The organism is Methanolobus sp. ZRKC5 (assembly GCF_038446525.1).
Classification (GTDB): domain Archaea; phylum Halobacteriota; class Methanosarcinia; order Methanosarcinales; family Methanosarcinaceae; genus Methanolobus.
The window spans coordinates 763,000-780,216 of sequence record NZ_CP151792.1 but is presented as its reverse complement, the minus strand read 5'-3'; the positions used below and the strand labels follow the sequence as shown (position 1 = coordinate 780,216).

General features: G+C 39.1%; 17 protein-coding genes. 6 read left to right on the top strand and 11 right to left on the bottom strand.

What is annotated here, in order from left to right:
* Positions 1-112 precede the first annotated feature (112 nt).
* From WN948_RS03620 to WN948_RS03610, 3 genes are all read right to left on the bottom strand, one after another.
* Positions 113-775, bottom strand: coding sequence for an MBL fold metallo-hydrolase (locus WN948_RS03620; RefSeq protein ID WP_342305634.1), 663 nt, complete (start codon positions 773-775; stop codon positions 113-115).
* 15 nt (positions 776-790) lie between these two features.
* Positions 791-1,363 carry a DUF1847 domain-containing protein gene (locus WN948_RS03615; RefSeq protein ID WP_342305633.1) on the bottom strand — a complete coding sequence of 191 codons (573 nt, stop codon included), beginning with the start codon at positions 1,361-1,363 and terminating at the stop codon, positions 791-793.
* 112 nt (positions 1,364-1,475) lie between these two features.
* Positions 1,476-2,174 (bottom strand): DUF169 domain-containing protein, encoded by a 699-nt coding sequence (locus WN948_RS03610; RefSeq protein ID WP_342305632.1) that lies wholly within the window; start codon positions 2,172-2,174, stop codon positions 1,476-1,478.
* A gap of 267 nt (positions 2,175-2,441) precedes the next feature.
* Here WN948_RS03610 and WN948_RS03605 point away from each other — a divergent pair, with 267 nt between their 5' ends.
* A complete protein-coding gene (locus WN948_RS03605; RefSeq protein ID WP_342305631.1) occupies positions 2,442-2,603 on the top strand; it encodes a NifB/NifX family molybdenum-iron cluster-binding protein in 162 nt (53 codons plus the stop codon).
* 91 nt (positions 2,604-2,694) lie between these two features.
* On the opposite strand, the gene WN948_RS03600 is transcribed toward WN948_RS03605, so the two are convergent.
* Positions 2,695-3,639, bottom strand: a complete 945-nt coding sequence (locus WN948_RS03600) for an IS5 family transposase (protein ID WP_342303665.1) — start codon at positions 3,637-3,639, stop codon at positions 2,695-2,697.
* Positions 3,640-3,703: 64 nt separating this feature from the next.
* Between WN948_RS03600 and WN948_RS03595 the strand changes: the two genes are divergently transcribed.
* Complete coding sequence (locus WN948_RS03595) at positions 3,704-3,997, top strand: NifB/NifX family molybdenum-iron cluster-binding protein (protein WP_342306529.1); 294 nt, start codon at positions 3,704-3,706, stop codon at positions 3,995-3,997.
* Positions 3,998-4,173: 176 nt separating this feature from the next.
* Here the strand turns inward: WN948_RS03595 and cfbA (WN948_RS03590) are convergent, their stop codons facing one another.
* The 3 genes from cfbA (WN948_RS03590) to cfbA (WN948_RS03580) all read right to left on the bottom strand — a co-directional run bounded on the left by cfbA (WN948_RS03590) (position 4,174) and on the right by cfbA (WN948_RS03580) (position 5,758).
* Positions 4,174-4,569 carry a sirohydrochlorin nickelochelatase gene (cfbA, locus tag WN948_RS03590; protein WP_342305630.1) on the bottom strand — a complete coding sequence of 132 codons (396 nt, stop codon included), beginning with the start codon at positions 4,567-4,569 and terminating at the stop codon, positions 4,174-4,176.
* 200 nt (positions 4,570-4,769) lie between these two features.
* Positions 4,770-5,210 carry an N-acetyltransferase gene (locus tag WN948_RS03585; RefSeq protein ID WP_342305629.1) on the bottom strand — a complete coding sequence of 147 codons (441 nt, stop codon included), beginning with the start codon at positions 5,208-5,210 and terminating at the stop codon, positions 4,770-4,772.
* Between the two features lie 152 nt (positions 5,211-5,362).
* Positions 5,363-5,758 carry a sirohydrochlorin nickelochelatase gene (cfbA, locus tag WN948_RS03580; protein ID WP_342305628.1) on the bottom strand — a complete coding sequence of 132 codons (396 nt, stop codon included), beginning with the start codon at positions 5,756-5,758 and terminating at the stop codon, positions 5,363-5,365.
* A gap of 634 nt (positions 5,759-6,392) precedes the next feature.
* On the opposite strand from cfbA (WN948_RS03580), the gene WN948_RS03575 reads away from it, so the two are divergent.
* The 4 genes from WN948_RS03575 (at position 6,393) to WN948_RS03560 (ending at position 13,541) form a co-directional block, all read left to right on the top strand.
* Positions 6,393-7,133 carry a hypothetical protein gene (locus tag WN948_RS03575; protein ID WP_342305627.1) on the top strand — a complete coding sequence of 247 codons (741 nt, stop codon included), beginning with the start codon at positions 6,393-6,395 and terminating at the stop codon, positions 7,131-7,133.
* Complete coding sequence (locus WN948_RS03570; protein ID WP_342305626.1) at positions 7,130-10,279, top strand: tubulin-like doman-containing protein; 3,150 nt, start codon at positions 7,130-7,132, stop codon at positions 10,277-10,279. The genes WN948_RS03575 and WN948_RS03570 overlap by 4 nt, the downstream gene beginning before the upstream one ends.
* 168 nt (positions 10,280-10,447) lie before the next feature.
* Positions 10,448-11,767: a hypothetical protein gene (locus tag WN948_RS03565; protein WP_342305625.1), complete on the top strand. Its 1,320-nt coding sequence runs from the start codon at positions 10,448-10,450 to the stop codon at positions 11,765-11,767.
* Positions 11,748-13,541: a hypothetical protein gene (locus WN948_RS03560; RefSeq protein WP_342305624.1), complete on the top strand. Its 1,794-nt coding sequence runs from the start codon at positions 11,748-11,750 to the stop codon at positions 13,539-13,541. Before WN948_RS03565 ends, WN948_RS03560 begins: the two co-directional genes overlap by 20 nt.
* 339 nt (positions 13,542-13,880) lie before the next feature.
* Here the strand turns inward: WN948_RS03560 and fdhD are convergent, their stop codons facing one another.
* The 4 genes from fdhD to WN948_RS03540 are packed head-to-tail and all read right to left on the bottom strand — an operon-like array spanning position 13,881 to position 17,217.
* Entirely contained in the window at positions 13,881-14,696 is an 816-nt protein-coding gene (fdhD, locus tag WN948_RS03555; protein ID WP_342305623.1) for a formate dehydrogenase accessory sulfurtransferase FdhD, read from the bottom strand.
* Complete coding sequence (locus WN948_RS03550) at positions 14,693-16,006, bottom strand: formylmethanofuran dehydrogenase subunit B (protein ID WP_342305622.1); 1,314 nt, start codon at positions 16,004-16,006, stop codon at positions 14,693-14,695. Before WN948_RS03550 ends, fdhD begins: the two co-directional genes overlap by 4 nt.
* Position 16,007: 1 nt before the next feature.
* A complete protein-coding gene (locus WN948_RS03545; RefSeq protein ID WP_342305621.1) occupies positions 16,008-16,397 on the bottom strand; it encodes a molybdopterin dinucleotide binding domain-containing protein in 390 nt (129 codons plus the stop codon).
* A 10-nt stretch (positions 16,398-16,407) separates the two neighbouring features.
* Positions 16,408-17,217 (bottom strand): formylmethanofuran dehydrogenase subunit C, encoded by an 810-nt coding sequence (locus tag WN948_RS03540; protein WP_342305620.1) that lies wholly within the window; start codon positions 17,215-17,217, stop codon positions 16,408-16,410.

Genomic DNA, 17,217 nt, shown 5'->3' with positions numbered 1-17,217 from the left:
CCAGTATTCTATTATATGTTATTGCAGCTCTCCCAGAGCTGTCCGGTCTCAGGATGCTTTACAATATTTATCTTCTGTGTTTCTTCCGTATTTACAAATGGTTTGTGACATCTTAGATGTCTATGGAATAGCCGGCGAATATCTTTACAAATTTATCCTGGTACATTTTTCTTATAGCATCTTTATGCGATGTACAATGTCCTGCACCTATCAGTTGCATATTTTTGAATAATCCATATTCCTGGCTGTCATGTAAACCACCAAAGATGCCAGTTACATCGCCAAAAGAAGATGCAGCTTCTATTATTGGGGAAAGACCTGGATGTGCGCAGCCAGTAAGGACATAAAGGCCGTTTTCAGATTTCAGCACCAGAGATTGTTCTTTTATATCTTTCCCAAGTTCTCCTGTGGTGTAGATATTATTGCATATTTCCTGAGGAGCCTTTATTCCATACAGTTTTCCATTTCCTTTTGATGCCATCTCTTTTTTGAGATTGGCTGAAAAACTTGCAGGTACATATATATTAACATCCGGATTTTCATTTAGAAAAGTGCTTACACCGCCCATATGGTCCCAGTGTTGGTGAGAAATGATGAGGATGTCGATGGACTTCGGATCAATGGATAACTTATTCATGTTATCAAGAAGTATGTGGCCATCCCACCCTGTATCAAAGAGTATGTTATGCTCATCTGTTTCTATTAAGCAGGCAAATCCCCATCCACTTTGTAAGCCTTCGTTTGCTTCATTATCGTAAATAACGGTTAATTTCATTCTATAGCCTCAAAATCAGTCAGTAATGCCGAAAACATTTTTCAGGTAATAACCTGAATAGATTACACCTGCCGGGTTATGTGCAAGCACACGGTCCTTGACTATAAAAGTTGTAACCGGAGCAGCTGAATGCTGGGTGAATAAAATATCATGGCCTATGCAGAGGCCTATGATGATGTTTAGCTGTGTTTTCTTCTTTTCAAGCATCATTGCCTGACCTATTGGATTACAGGTTGGGTCAAAAGTTTCAGGGTGGAGTTTTTCGAGGTCATAGTCCTCTTTGTTAATACTGGAAACCTTGCAGCACACAGAGAATACATTAAAATGCTTTTCCAGTATTTTTTGAACTATCTTTGCTTCTCTTTCCATACCCACACAGAAAGCAAGACCTAATCTTTTGTATCCCATTTCTTTTGAGTATAGGATTATTTCTTCCAGTCTTGTTTTTTGCATATAATACCGGGCTTCGATGGCAGCTGAAGTTTGCATTGATTCAAGTTCAGTTCCTTCATAATTGATATCATCAGTTATGCCTGCACAGTCCTTGCCTTCACGGCACATCTTATCATCGCAGTAAGCACATTTCATTCAAAAACCACCAGAGTGACCTAAGCTAAGTCATATGGGGGAGTATATTCCCTCATATGAGATAAAAGGAATGGGTGTTGTGTCCAACCCTTTCCTTTAAAGAAACTTAAGATCACTTTGGTCTTGCTTTTTGCATTGGCCCGTCGTGTATTTTATCAAGAGATTCAATCATTTTCTCGAGGTTTCCATAAGGAATTCCTGCAATCATTTCGTCTTTTCCTATATCTGTGGATCTGCGACATCCGTAGCATCCGAGGCTCATATTCATTTTTCCTGTGAGGAGAGGAATAATTGTAGAATCCACGCATGTGGCCTGGAAAGCTGCTGTGCTGAAGTCCTGCCTGCCTCCTTCAAAGAAGGTAGCTGCGGGAACAAGCCAGTAAAGTGTCTCAGGAAGATCCACCAGGATCACTACATCAGGTTTGATCTTAAACTCCTTCAGTGGACCAACGACTGTAGCGATTGTACTGCCTTCTTCCAGTTCGCTACGTTGGGATATCATATTTGCTGCAGCGTCGGCACATTCGAACATGCCTAGGTTCGCATGGAAATCACCTTCTTTTACTTTGGGAGGTGTTGGCATCAGGCCCATGCTGGAAGCACCAACCACGCAAGCGTGTTTGTCGGCAGGAATAACAAAAGATTCTCCGTTTTTTGCTTGCATAATTGATTGGCAGTGCCTTATATTGCTGTCAGGTTCGTCAAATCCGTCAGGAATCTTTTCTCCCTTCTTTATTATCTTTACAGCAACTGGTTCATGTCTAAGTTCGAGTATTTCTGTGAGTTTTTCTGATATTTCAGTATTGTTCATGTGATCAACTTCTTGAAATTATATAATGAAAATTGTTTTAGTAGAATATTTATCTTTCTAATTTAATTCTGTTGATAGCTATGTGTTCGATATCGGGATTGGTTTCTTTTTACTAATACCTTTTTGCTCTATTGAGAATAAATATATAAGTAATTGGGTTATCTTTTTATTTCATGAGTACTATACGAATAAAACCATTTGTTTCTATTTGTATGAATCTTTGTGCGCAATAATAAGAAAACAATCATAAACCCAGGGGGAAATTTGATGAAAGTATGTGTAACAGCTACATCGGCTAGTTTTGATGCTCCTGTTGATCCTCATTTTGGAAGATGTTTGTACTTTGTGCTCGTGGATACAGATTCCATGGAGTTTGAAATTCTTAAAAACAAAAGAGGATTTCGATATTCCCTCATTTTAGATCATTAAAGTATTCAAACTCAATTATATCCTCTCATTTTTTATCATTTTGTTTAATTTCTCTTCATTAATCCTTATTTTTAGTATAGCTCCCGCTATCCTAAATTACTCCTTTGGTTTTTAGTGTCCTCAATTGATGCAGATTAAAACAAAAAGCTGTCATCAACATTTTTGCATTCACTCTTTCTACAGTTGTAACAAGAACCTTTCTGGTTTTAAATATTTCTTTTGTCACTGCATACACTCTTTCGCAAGGGACTCTTTTCACACTTATTCTTTCATTTCTGAGGATATCCATTATTCCTAAAGGATGTCCTCTTACAGCTCGTTGCATTGTTGCTGCAAAACCTTTTGCTATTGCTCCAAAATATCCTTTATCTCTATACACCACTTCACCCTTTTCAGACAGATCAACCTGTGAATCGTGAAGTGATGCAGTTGTTGTCTCAAATCTTCTGATTAGTTCATAATCCTTATCAATAATTGTATGAAGTTTGTATCCAAAGTGAGATTTACCATTTTTCTTAGTCCAGGTTCCATCTTTGCTTCTTCTTGTTTTCGCATCTTTTCCTCTGAGTACATCTGCTTTTGCATGTCCTGGATCTGAGTGAATAAAAGTTGCATCCTGGATCATTCCTTTTTTAATCTTCAAACCAAGAGCATCAAGCTGATTCTGCATTTCATCCCACACCGCTTTTTCTTTACCATTGTCGATAATTCTCTTCCTGAATGACCAGACAGTTGTACTGTCTGGTACATATTCAGGAAATCCCAGGAATTTCCTAAAGGATATCCTGTCAATACACTGCTTTTCAAGCTCAGCATCAGAAAGACCATGCCATTGTTGCAGAACAAGCATCTTGAACATTACAATAACATCAGCTTCAGGCCGTCCGCCTGAAGCTGTTCTGTTTATGTACATTGACTCCAGAATAGGGCGAAAAGGCTTCCAATCTACTAAATATTCAATTTCAGCAAGCTTATCTCCGACAGATTGGAGACGCTTATATTCTTCATTTAAGGCAAAATCAGTAAAAGAATCCATAATAGTAAATTTGCTTTGCTATTATTTAAATTTTATTGAATTGTATGAGTATTGATGGTAGTTTATCGAAATCCTCAAAAGTACTTCCGCTTCAGATGGTGCGGGTATTCAGGCAGCTCAGATGATTCTCAACAGAGAGATTGATATAGTCATTACAAGATTTGTTGGATTAAATGTTTTCTCAATGCTATCTTCAAAAGGCATAGATACTTTGCTTTTCACTACAGGTTCAGTTGCAGATGCAATACAGGCTTACAAAGATAATGATCTTGAGAGGCTTGAAAGCCCAAATTCACCGGGAAAAGACTTTTCAGGCGTTCAAAAAAGGGAATACAAGAGGCCAAGAAAACAGATATAACTCCTTATAATGATCATTCAGAAATATGAATCATTGCTTTAGATGCTGCAGAAATAAGTCAGTCCAAAGTCATTGATAGAAAAAGCTGTTCTTGCCTGATCCTGCGTTTTGGAATTGGCTATAGAATTTGATTGTCTGGTTCTGTATAAACAAAAGAGTTGTGCCATTGACACAACTTAAAGAGCTTCCTGTGCTCTCTTGAAAATAATATCTGCAATAAGCCTGTCACTTCCAAGAGGTTTGGCATAGACAATTTTGACATTCTGTCCATCAAATTCGATCTCACCTTCGTTGGTCTCAGGGTCCAGCTTAAGAAACCCCGGAATATCCTCAGTGAGGTGGACTCCAGATGCCATGAATACGGGTGTTGCAGCTATTTTTGTTACACCTGTGCCTTTAAATGACATGAGTGCTTCTTCAACCGTAGGTTCACTGTGCTCTACGAAGCCTATTTTTATAACATATTCCGGATGTTTCTCTGAGATCATGTTAGCAAGCTCAGTGACCACCTGATTGCTGTATGGTAATCTGCTGCCGTGTCCAATAGCTAAAATTCCAATTTTTTCACTCATAATATGTCCTTCCTTCTAAAATATCATTAGCAATAAGGTATATAACTCTTTGCAAAAGTAACACGTGTGAATCAAAAAATTTACCACATATAATACAAAATATTTTCGCTTCTGATGATAGCATAAGCGAATCATTGAAACAGGTTCAAAATTCCTGTCCATGATTATTTTTTTTCATATATATGCATTGATCTGGCAATTCAGATTATTTCTTCTTTAATCCAGAACATAATATACTCGATAAAACCAGAATCTTTGTTGGGTTGTTCTTTCGTTATCGTGAAACCATTTTTTGTGTAAAAATCAACAGCCGGTTTATTGTCTGCATAAACTGCCAATTCCAGATTTGAACTAAGAAACTTACAATATTCCAGCAGTTTCTGACCAATACCCTTCCCCTGGTGTGCCTCTAAAACAAATAATGCACCAATGAATGAGTTACCAATAACGCTTATGAAACCTTTGATCGTACCGTCTTCTTTGTAAACAAAGGTCTTAGAAACAGGCAGATATTCTTCTTTAACAACATTATAGTTTTTAGTCCAGTAATATTCAGGTATAAAATAATGAGCAGCAATATTGGTCTTCAACCAGATATCCATAATGATATCTATTTCAGAATTCTCTAATTGCTTGATCATTGTTATCTTTTGAACAGGAACTGTTTGTCATAGGTGGACTGACCTGATATGCAAATTCATTCATGGAAAATGCACAAATTCAAGATGCAGTGATTTAAAAAAGATGTTGTGATTTCTTCACAACAAAAAGAGTACTGTGTCATAGACACAGCTTAAAGGACTTCCTGTGCTCTCTTGAAGATGAGGTCTGCAATGAGCTCGTCACTGCCAAGAGGCTTTGCGTAGACTATCCTGACTTTCTGTCCGTTAAACTCTATCTCGCCTTCGTTTGTTTCAGGGTCCAGTTTAAGGATTCCAGGAATATCTTTTGTGATGTGGATGCCAGATGCAAGGAATACAGGTGCTGCAGCGATGGTTGTTACACCTGTGCCTTCGAAGGACATGAGTGCCTCTTCTACAGTAGGTTCGCTGTTCTCCATGAATCCTGCCTTTACAATGTACTCTGGATGATTTTCTGAGATCATGTTAGCGATTTCAGTGACAACCTGGTTGTTGAAAGGTAATCTGCTGCCGTGCCCAATAGCTAAAATTCCGATTTTTTCACTCATAATGTAACCTTCTTGTTAAATGTAGTAATATTATCAACAGTATTTGTGTTACGTTGTAGGGGGTAGTAGTGTGGTTATGGGATATAATTGTTTTTGTTTGATTTATTGAAGCTGATGTGGTCTCAAATATGGATTTTGGAATGTTTCTAATATTTTCCATATTTTTTTACTGATTAATATTTAGGATTTTAACTTAGTAGCTAATATTCAATTAGTTTATATCTAATTATTTAAACCCATTTCATGGGTTGGATACGTTAGGTTGTGTAGGTGGTGTTCGGGGATATGTAATGTACAAAAAACGTGAATAGTATTCCTGTTTTATTTTTTTATTATATTTGCTTATTATTAAATGAGTTTTTTTATTTAGATTTTAATTAAAATTATATTATTTTGTTTAATTGAGTATATTTATTGTGTTATTTGTAAACGTTATATAGTATTTAAATAAATAATTTTAATTATCAATAAAAATAAATCTTTGAATGTTACAATAAAATCAGAAAGACTATATACTTAGATGATTCACATAATAAATAACTTCATGATTAATCCATACTCAAAAAGTTGAACGATAAGAAGTGGGGATTCAGCAAAAGTGGGAGTAATTAACGACAATCAATGAGTTGAAATTATGAAAACAGGAAAAAAATCATTAGTTAAATCTGTAGTTTATTGTATCATTATTTTACTGTCACTGAGTTATATTGTTTCGGCAGTTGATGTTGATATAGAAGGTGATTTGCCTGCGGAACCAAGAGAAGGGGATGTGGTTGAATTTTACTTAACGATTTCAGCAATTCCTCAGTCAGCAGATTACATCTCGTTTGATACCGATCTTGAAGCATACGGGAATAATCCTCTTTACAATTTTACCGAATTTAATATTACCAGTACTTCCAACAATTATGTACTGAACCTGAATGATAGTGATGAAGCAATTCTTGTTCATGTGCAGGGTAAAGTGCCTGTGGTCAGGGAAGTTGTTCAGACAGATAAAGTAACTCTCATAAAACTCGATGAAAAAAGAACTGGTTACGCTTACTACCGTTTCAATCTGCTTGATGATGAGAAGAATACCCTGAAGGACAGTGACACCAGGATCTTTACAATAAATGTGCCTGAGATAGACTCCTTCACAGGAAAACTTGACACAATTGATGACCCTTTCTTCAGGAATTATCTTACGGATCTTTTTGATAAAGGACTTGTTCATGAAGCCAATGAGCTTGCAGACTACCTGAATTCCCGGGAAGAAGGACCGGCAGTTTCATTGTATCTGGCAGCAGGAGGAATTATAGTAGCTCTTATCATTGGTCTAATATTTGGTATTCGAATAGGCAATTCTGACGACGATGAGGATGATGAGATATGAGCTATGAAAAGATCATACCACCACTACAATTACCCACTGATATGACCATAGTCGGTGTGGGTGGTTGCGGAAAAAGGCTGACAATGGAAATATGTAACAATGACTGGTTCCTGAAACATTATTCGGGTGATGGCAGACGTCTGAAAGTATATACTATGGATGCCGACGCAAACGAGAAAGAAGGTGATGAAGAGCGTCTTGTCCAGCTCAAAAATAAAATAATTTCCTGTGATGCACAGGGAAATATCGAAAGCAAATTCTTTTACTTACCATCCCTTGCAAATATCAGTCAGGTTCCCGACCTCGCAAGCAAGGAAATTGCTGAAAAAGTCAAGAATAAGAGATCCGAACCAAAAGTGAAGACCTGGTGGCTAAATGACGAATCCGAAAATGGTATCTCTTTTGAGGATCTGCTGACGATTGATCATCTGGCAATGGATGACTTTGGTGGTGGTGTGCACCGCAGAAGGGCTATTTCAAAGGCCATATTCTACAAGGTCATAACAGAAGGTGAGTCAAGCGGGTTCCCTACTTTCTCAAGCAGAGGAAGCGTGGCTATTGTTGTGGGCCTAGGGGGGGGCACAGGTTCAGGCATGTTCATCGACCTTGCCCGTTACATACGTGCATTCAAAGGCGATTCCACACAGTTATGCCTTTTTGTAGTTCTGCCCACGACACAGGAGGGAGAAAAGGAACAGTTGAATGCGTCTATCGCCCTGACAGAGCTTGAGTATCTCAACATGACTGAGAGGCTGTTCAACAATGTGATTGTCACATCTCTGGGTCCGACCGGATACAAGAAAGGGGAAGAGGCACGTGAGGAGGTCCATGAGTTTGATGCAATGTTTCCCAACGTGTTCACTAATTTCTTCCATGTGGAAACCGGTGATATTAATATAAGTGATGTGAAAGGAGCTTTCTCATCATTTATTTTCGCAAATTCCCACGTAATCGAATACCCCATAGAGGATCTTCGGGGACTTAAGAACCAGTATGAAGAGATTATCAATTCCCTTGAGATGATAACCATTTCAAGAAAGGAACTGAATCAGCAGGTCTCCTCATTTTTAGAGAACCAGTATTCTTTCAATGAAACGGCACCTACAAAAGAGAATTTCGAGTACATTAAAAAGGAATATCGAAATATTGAAAATGTTCTCAAACATGAGATCGGACATCTGCTCAATTATAAGAGTGTGGATACCATCGAATATTTCCTTGCAAATCAGATTCCTTCTGAAATGCAGATTGATAAGATAAGTACGTTTAATGATCTGGTAGAATATCTTTCAAAGTTAAAAGCAGGTTCGCAGAACGTCAAACCAAGCGAGCTTACTGATGAGAATGATAAGAAACTGGCAAATCTAATACCTGAAAGTATTCAGGTTCTGGAAGAAACTGCTCTTCTTTTCAGGAGGGTATCAGGTGTAACCGAAGAATCTGCAAGATCTACTCTTATTGATATGCTCAAAGGTAATCAGAATATGTCCTCTACTATTAGCAACATGAATGTCAAGACCAAAAATCTTAAAGATGAAATAAGGGATCTTGAGAAAAATGTGATGGAGAAGGAAGAGGAACATGAAAATGCAGAACTGCTGAAGAGCCAGATTAGTAAAAAGGCAGAGCAAAGGCTTTCTGATAACGAGAAAGAGATTGACCAGTATCTTGTTATCAATCGGAAGGTCCAGTCCCTGGATGAAAGGGAAAGAGATTTGAAGATTAAGCTTGAGGAGTTCATTTCCCTTCTAAAGAGTGATGAGGTAAAGGCAAGGGATAAGAGTAGTTGGCTCAGGGCAGCCAATGTTTTGGCAATACAGCAGGAAGTCAAAGATCTCTCTCATGAGATTGGTGACAGCTTCGATGGCCTTCTAAGCCTTATCGAATCTATTGCACTATATTATTTCTATGATTCTGAAAGGAAAAAACAGGAAAAGGGTGGCCTTGTCAGCCTAATTAAGGGAGACAAAAAGAAGAAAATAAGAAAGTACGAGGCAATGAAAAAGGAAAAAGAAGATTATATCAAATCCAATGCCAAATACTGGAACATCCAGATAAACAGTCCGTTTGAATTCTATATTCCTGATGACTTTCTTAACAAGGGTCTGCACAAAAAAGCTGCTGATATCAAAAACCAGGCTATCAATTCTTTGTTAGGTGATACTGCCAAGGATTCCGTGAGCTATGACAGGATAGATGCAATTTTCGATAAAACTGAGAGAAGTGAGCTGATAGGCTCTTTAAGAGACAGTCTGACGGAATTATACCTTAAAAAGGAAGGCTATTTCCTGAAAACCAAAGCTATAACCGGGGAAATTGACGGCATTAAAGAAGAGATAGGTGAAAAGCATTCTCTTGCCGATATGATGGACAATGCCGAGGAACTTCATGAAAGAACATTCAGTTCCAGAAGGGATCTCAATAAGCATTATGAATCGTTCTATCATTTCATGTCGTCTATAAACGAAAAGACCAAATCTAAGAACAAGACTGATAAGAGTCTTTACAGAACAAAGGTAGGGGAAATCAATCCGAAGATTTTGTCTCTCATTGGTGAGATGTCTGACCTTACAAGTCTTGATAACGATGACAATGGAATGAACGAGCTTAACAACCTTCTTTCTGAGGTAAAAGCCACATATCCTTCGTTGCTTGAGAACTACAAACTGGGAATTCACAACCAGATGATACCCATAAGTACCACTGAAAAGTGGAACTTCGGAAAAGTAGGATTGGTGATAGGTTCACGGTCTTCATATATTTCTTCATCAGTTGTGAACAGCACAATATCCACTGATATCAATGCCATAATGTCACTCAAGAGCGCTCAGGATGCCCGTGTGATCACTCATTCTCATGCCAAACCGTGGGAAGTAACCTTAACACTGCTTGCAGCTACAAGTTTCCTGGATAATATTTCTCCGCTGACTTCAGGGGGAGGCTACTGGAAGGTGTACGAGCAGAGCAGTAACAATATTCTACATCATGTACTGAAAATGCAGGATGGTCAGTATATTACCAGAAAAAAGTTACTGGATGTGAAATATGCGGGTGAACTGGCAAACTCAGAGAAAGCCGGTCAGGATATAGTCCCTATAATAAAGGATCTTTATGAGGTTAAAACCCTTCGTGAAGCACTTGAATAGAAAATCGGATTATAACTTAAGTATAAAGGTGGAACTATGAGGGTACGGGGGAAACTTAATTTATTTAACCCTATTATTTTTTTGTTGTGTTTGGCCTTATCAATCGGATTTCTGCTTGCAACCAGTGAACAGATCGTCTTATCTATTGTATGGTACATAGCTGCAATATTGAGCTTTTTTATAGCTCTGTTCATTTCAAGTGGAATTGGGATGTTGTTCGAGGAAAGGTCAAGGTTTGGAGGGCAGTTGTTATTGGCAGCCTTTTTGCCATTCCTGTACTTTTTTTGGTCACAGGATAATATACTGAGGCTCGACGGTCTTGTTCCGGGTATGCTTTCCGGAGTTGGGTTCATATTGCATTCATTTATGAACAACCGTTTTGACATTGTTGCAAAAAGAACGCGTTTCTTTTTAAAATTGTTCTTTGTGGGAATGGTAGCTTTCCTGTTTGCAATCTTTATAAATCTGATTTCAAAAGAAGATATGCGGGAAATTCCTCAGTATGCACTTTCAGGCTCAAATGATTTGTTCATGATCATGCTGAGTTTCTTTACGTTGATGATTCTGTATGCATTGCTGATGAAATTCGTACGCGGTATAAAAGCTTCGGATGTATTTGTCTATGGTCCTTCAAAATCAGGCAAGACTCTGCTGTTGCTTGCCCTGTACAATCAATTTGTCCATTATTATAATGGTCGCAGGAGCGAAACGATCATTTCCTCATCAAGGGAGGAAGATTATTACAGGATCGAAAATATGCTGGCTGAATTGAAGAACGGAAAGCAGCCAAAAAGTAATCAAAAGACAGATTTGACCATGTATACTTTGATGGGAAAAAAGTCTATCAAGCCAATAGAATTCTCTTTTGTGGATTATGGTGGTGAATTCACTGAAAATCTAACTCCGGATGAGTATTTCAAAGCTATCCTGAGAATAAGTAAACAAATTCCTGAAATTGATAAAGAGACTTTTAGTGAGAAGATTGGTAACCATGAATTTATTAAGGATTTGAAGGACAAACACCCGGATGAAATTGCTTATATTCTGGATCAGCTGGTTCTGGCCCATATATATAAAAAACTGGAGAGTGCAGGAAAAGTTGTTTTTCTGGTAGATGGTGAACACATTGTTTCCTATCATGAGGGTGGTGCGAGTTATTTGACCCGTCTTTTTGGGCAGTATTCCAGAATAATGGAGTTGTTTGGTGAAGGCAAATCCTATGCGATTGTCGTTACAAAAGCAGACAAAATTAAGAATATCAATGATGTGATGGATAATTCAAAGGATGCTTTGAATATTGAAAAAGAGATTTTTAATATGCTGACTGAGATCGATACATTCAAAGAGATACAAAACCGTGCTACAAAAGAGCCGATTCATTTCTACGCTGTAAGTGCTAATGCTCTTAAGGGTGTTGATCAGCAGGAAGAAACTATAAAGAACATTTATCCATGGAGGGTGGAACAAATTGCAAAATTCGGTTTCTGATTTTTTCGTCTACAACTCCACCGGTAAACTTCTGAGTGGGGATGGTGAAATATATTCAAATGAATATAGTAATCTGGCAAAGCAGATAGATTCCAAGAGAAATGCCCTGTATTTTGAACTGTTACATACTAGCAGTACTCTGATACTGGGATGCAGTGTCATAGTCGAAGAAGTAGGTGGCAGAGAAGAGAGAATCGTGTGTGTTGGTAAGTATTCCGGTTACAATAACTATGAATCAAAGCTGATCATGCAGTTCTATGAAACGGTCTCTGCAGAGATATCCCGATTACAAAAACTGGAGTACAGAGTTGTGGGTCTCTGGGAAGAGAATGATATAAATGACTTTGTAAGATTGCAGGAACTCACTGCTGATGAGTCTATGATGAATTATGTTTATGGAAAGTTGCTTGCCAATGAAAAAGTCTCAATAAAATCAGTCAGTGCAGTTAATGCGGTTTCTTTGATCAGTAGTGTTTTTACAACAGCAGTCAATTCCCTTGAAGCAAATCTGAAATTCACGGCTTCCCAATATCCTTATGAAAGTGATATTTCCATTTGTCCTATTGAACCAAATCCGGATTTTGAACTGGATGAATTTGGTGTCAAATGGAAGCAATCTCCTCATTACAGTGAGTATTACTCTTTGCTTCCCATGGTTTTCAGGGAGCATTCGGGTGAAATAAAAAGCTATGTGGAAAGAAGTGACAGGAAACTTCTTTCGTTTTACACTAAGCATGTTGCCTTCAAAGTTTATACATGGGATGTTCTAGATATTTTCACAACCAGTGAATCATTGTATAAATTATTTGATTTGTATAATGATAATACTTCGGTAATATCTCATGTTTTTAAGGAACGTTCATCTCAAATCAGACAAATGCCAATTACAAACGAAACAACAGTTGCGAACATAGTTGAGTTATACAGTAAACAATTTTCATCTCAAAATACAATGTATTGTCATATGGGTGAGGATGAAGCATTAAAAAGCCTTTTTGAAAGGATAAGGAATGCAGATGTCAAAAAGAAACTCGATATTATTCTCCTTAGAAACAGAGCTTTATGGAGTTATGTGATAAGGGACACAATTCGCAAAATATATGCAAATGAAGATAAAGAGTTACTATCGGCATTATGTAATGTGGGATTTATATATGGTGATGATGGCAGCGAAAGATTCAAAAATAATGTAGCAATGGCTTTGTCTTCCTACGATAATAATAAATTGATAGAGCTGCTTAAAATTGTAGCCAATAATGTGACCACCACTCCCTCAGCAGGCGGTAAGATTTTTGTAGATTATATAAGCACTGAGCTAAGGGCGTATGATCTATCTTCAAAGTTAACTACTAATGAAGCAGAAATTCTGGATTCCTATTTTGGCACAAGTTATGTTGTTGCCAAACAGAGCTACAAAAAGAATAAAAAAACAAATACAATGATGTTGGCTTCATATGCTATCGTAGCAATCATGCTTATTGCTGCAGTTATGTTCCTGTTAGTCCCAAATAGTATTCCCTTTTTGGGCAATAATTACTCCAGTAATTCTTCTATCACGGATGATATTATTGGTTTTATTTCAGGAGACAACACGACACATAACAACGAATCTGTAATTCTTAATACAAACAATACTAGTGTAGGGACTATAATTCAGGGTGCAGACAACATGTCTGATTCTATTAAATTTAATGAGTCATCAGTAGATTCAGCCAATAAAAGTTTGAATAATACGGCAAATTTAACGGAGGAAAATAATTCTGAGAGCGTTTAATAGTATTACGCTTGTCTTATCAAATAATAAATCGAAACATTTTGAAAATTCTTAATCAGTATGTTATGTTAACGTTTATCATCGCGTTAAATCGTAGTATAAAATGGGGGATTTTGATGATTCAAATTTGTCAATCAGAATTTTATATTTATAGTTTTGGTGGTAGACTCATCAAGTCGGAATATGATACAAATGAATATACAGATTTTGCAAGGCAAATTGATTCTAAAAGAAATTCAATCTATTTAGAAATTTCAGGAAACAGAAATTCTTTAAATGACTTTTCAAGATTACGGGAACTCACTGCTGATGGGGCTATGTAGCCGAAAAGTCAGCTAATCACTCTCTCTTCCCGGCATAAACATACAATTTCCTCCCCCTCACAAAAGCAACCAATGCAATCCCTGCTTCCTCTGCCAGTTCCACAGCCTCGCGCACTGTAGCACCTTTGCTTGCAACAAGGGGAATACCTGCGTTAACAGCTTTTGAAACCATTGTGGATGCCAGTCTGCCGGTGGTCACAAGTGCACATTCTGAAAGGTCAGTTCCATTCATCAGAGCTTTGCCAACAACCTTGTCCACGGAGCATGCTCTTCCCACGTCCTCGCAGAAGAAGAGTACTTCTCCCTGGTTGTTGCAGATGATTGATGTGTGTGCTCCTCCGGTTCTGTGCCAGACCCTGCCAATCTCTTTTAACTGGCCAACTGCATGGATGATGGCATCGGTGGTGAATTTAGTATTGGAATTGTTGTGCTTGACAACGTCCTTGCGGTATGATGTGGTTCCGCATCGTTCAAGGTGTGTTAATTCTTCTAGCTCGGGAGTGTTGATTTTAATTTCACAAAAAATAGATTTGTCTTCGATTCTGATAGAATCTACTTTGGTATCAGGTTCGATGAATCCCTCGCAGACGAGAAATCCCAAGGCAAGCTCTTCAAGTTCATAAGGACTTGCAAAAAAAGTAGTTACGTGGACGTTATTCACGAAAAGCTCGAACTTTTCCTCGACAATAACGTCCACAGTAATGTGTTGTTTACTGTTCTCAGTGATCTCCAGGCACTCCATGGGGACATAAAAAGGCGAGGAGATACTTTCCTCGTCCTTTCGGAAGGTTTCATCCTTCCCTTTCCTTTCTGAGTACCAGTTCTCACTCATGCTTCCTTTCTGGCCTTTACCTTTGCAAAGAGCTGCTTGAGGGTGTCCTCATTGCTCTTTGTTTCAGGGAATGGTGATTCTGTGAATGGTTCGAAGTAAACAGGCACATTATCGAGCCTGTAGAACGTACCGTCACATTCCATAGCATCAATTACACCAGGCAGAACTACATCTGCTGCTGTGGTTGATGGGCATGGTGCAATATCGAGACAGACCATTGGTATGTCTGCAAGGTACTTTGCACAATCTGCAGGAATATGGTTCACAAGGTCAGCGGACATGACGAATGCTGCGTCAACATCCTTTTCCCTTAGTAGGTCCACTGTTGTGGTCTCTCCAGGGTTGTACCTTGGATATCCCTTCATGAAGTCAAGACCGAATGGGTAACCGTAAAGGTAGGATGCAAGCTGGTTGAATCCTGCTACGTTACAGTGACCTCTGAGAGCACCGATGTTACACTTAGTGTAATTGTTCATCTCTTTGACGAAGTTCAGTGCAATCTCAATGTTTCTGTGCTTTCCATATGAGGATGAAACACCAAGACCTACGTAGATAGCAACGAAGTTTGATTCCTTCATCATTTCAACTGTCTGCTTCATTGAAGAAATTGGGATTCCTGTTATCTCTTCTACAGATGGATGTGGTTCCTTTCCGTTAAGGATAGTGAACATTGCACTGAGAAGCTCGTAGTCTGAGCTAGGATTGAGCTGCAGGTGCATGTCTGATGCAACAGCGGTTGGGGTTACTCTTGGGTCCACTGTGACCATTGTCCTGTCAAATCTTCCTCTCTTAGTCCAGTAACCTCTTGGGAATACACCATACTTTGACATGTGTCTTGGCATGGATTCCAGCGGGTTGACACCCCAGTAGACGGTCATATCGGCCCTGTTCTTTGCCTGACCGGCAGTAGCTCCTACCATACCTGATTCCTGGATTCCCATAACAGTTGGTCCGTGGCAAATTGTTGCGTTGGAGTCTGCAGGTGCACCAAGGTATTCAGCTATGTGAAGTCCTACTTCCTGTGCTTCGCATGAGGTCTCACTTCCAAGGAAGAAAAGTGGACGTCTTGCATTCACAAGAATGTCTGCTGACATCTCAAGTGCTTCTTCCCAGCTTACATCTTTGACCTTGCCGCCTTCTCTGATGGTTGGCTTTAAGATCCTGTGTGAGCTCACAACTTCCTGGAACTTTGCGGTACCCATCTTACATGCGTTCTGGACATCTATCGTACGGTTCTTAGTGTCCAATTCTATCTGGATGTCATCACATGAACCTCCACAGACAGGACAGATGATATTCTTAAACACCATTTTATTCACCTCCCATGTACAGCTTCAGGACAATTTCCTCGGCGCCGAGAACCTCTTCATCACTAGGTTCTACCATTACAGGAGCTCCCTTATAGCGTGGTGAACCTGTTGAGAATGTGTCAGGTTCAACAACAACATTTGCCCAGATGGATCTTGGTATGAAAATCTGACCGGATTTCATTGCCTCTGTTACCTTTGGGTAAACTGTAACTGAGTGCTTTCCGTCTCTTGACGTAACAGAAACTTTCTCCGGGAATCCCAGAGATGTAAAGTCCTCTGTACACATCCAGCAGACTGCACATTCCTTTTTGTAATCTTCGGAGTACTTATTGCCGCCTTTGGCAAGTCTTCCTTCGTTGATCGTACTTCCTGAATTGAGTAATGCTTGCATGAATATTACCTCACAGACACTCGTTATTGTCACAGGATACGTACAGTGTGCCTTTTCCTTTCTGTGGGATGGCATAGTCACCTGTGAATTTCATATATTCTCCAGGGCACTCGATGTCGTTGAATTTGAGGTCGGACTCGATGTCTGTCATCTCAAATCCTGGTGTGAATCTCTCAATGCAACCACCGATCACGATAGTACCACCGGTCATTTCTGCTCCAACGGTTCTGAAAGCGTTTCCTTTTACAGCGATAAGACCACCGTTAATACGGACTCCGCAGAAGTGCTTAACACTACCGCCGATAATGATCTCTCCGCCACTAAGGCCGCCGCCAACCTGGCTAACTGCATCTCCGTCAACGGTGATGCGTCCACCGGTCATTCCTTTCCAGCTACCACGGTATGCACATCCAAGGTGGTCCTTTGTGTTACCTTTGATGTGGATAGAGCCACCGCTCATTTCCATACCTACCCATGAATCAGCATCGTCTTCTACGATGATCTCTCCGCCTTCCATTGCAGATCCAACATGCATTCCAGCAGAGCCTTTGATAAGTATTTTACCGGCTGTCATCTGTTGTCCGATACGTTTGACTCTTGGGATGTTTCCGTCTACAATGATTGTGGTGTCTTCTGCTGAGCTTCCACCATTACCTTCCACTGTAAAGAAGTCAGTAAGAGGGTACTCTGCAGGTCCCTGCCAGACGAGTACTTTTCCAATCTCATCGGCAGTTTTTCCGGCAAAATTGTCAGGTGTGACAACCTCTGCCTCTACGGTAAGGTCAAAATTTCCTATTGGTTTGAGAATTACGTCTGCCAT

What these genes read in the sequence shown, in the direction of transcription:
- WN948_RS03605 (WP_342305631.1), top strand. Translation starts at nt 2,442, where the DNA reads ATGAAAGTATGTGTAACAGCTACATCGGCTAGTTTTGATGCTCCTGTT.
- WN948_RS03545 (WP_342305621.1), bottom strand. Translation starts at nt 16,397, where the DNA reads ATGCAAGCATTACTCAATTCAGGAAGTACGATCAACGAAGGAAGACTT.
- WN948_RS03540 (WP_342305620.1), bottom strand. Translation starts at nt 17,217, where the DNA reads ATGGCAGACGTAATTCTCAAACCAATAGGAAATTTTGACCTTACCGTA.
- WN948_RS03600 (WP_342303665.1), bottom strand. Translation starts at nt 3,639, where the DNA reads ATGGATTCTTTTACTGATTTTGCCTTAAATGAAGAATATAAGCGTCTC.
- cfbA (WP_342305630.1), bottom strand. Translation starts at nt 4,569, where the DNA reads ATGAGTGAAAAAATTGGAATTTTAGCTATTGGACACGGCAGCAGATTA.
- WN948_RS03620 (WP_342305634.1), bottom strand. Translation starts at nt 775, where the DNA reads ATGAAATTAACCGTTATTTACGATAATGAAGCAAACGAAGGCTTACAA.
- WN948_RS03570 (WP_342305626.1), top strand. Translation starts at nt 7,130, where the DNA reads ATGAGCTATGAAAAGATCATACCACCACTACAATTACCCACTGATATG.
- fdhD (WP_342305623.1), bottom strand. Translation starts at nt 14,696, where the DNA reads ATGAGTGAGAACTGGTACTCAGAAAGGAAAGGGAAGGATGAAACCTTC.
- WN948_RS03610 (WP_342305632.1), bottom strand. Translation starts at nt 2,174, where the DNA reads ATGAACAATACTGAAATATCAGAAAAACTCACAGAAATACTCGAACTT.
- WN948_RS03550 (WP_342305622.1), bottom strand. Translation starts at nt 16,006, where the DNA reads ATGGTGTTTAAGAATATCATCTGTCCTGTCTGTGGAGGTTCATGTGAT.
- cfbA (WP_342305628.1), bottom strand. Translation starts at nt 5,758, where the DNA reads ATGAGTGAAAAAATCGGAATTTTAGCTATTGGGCACGGCAGCAGATTA.
- WN948_RS03575 (WP_342305627.1), top strand. Translation starts at nt 6,393, where the DNA reads ATGAAAACAGGAAAAAAATCATTAGTTAAATCTGTAGTTTATTGTATC.
- WN948_RS03585 (WP_342305629.1), bottom strand. Translation starts at nt 5,210, where the DNA reads ATGATCAAGCAATTAGAGAATTCTGAAATAGATATCATTATGGATATC.
- WN948_RS03615 (WP_342305633.1), bottom strand. Translation starts at nt 1,363, where the DNA reads ATGAAATGTGCTTACTGCGATGATAAGATGTGCCGTGAAGGCAAGGAC.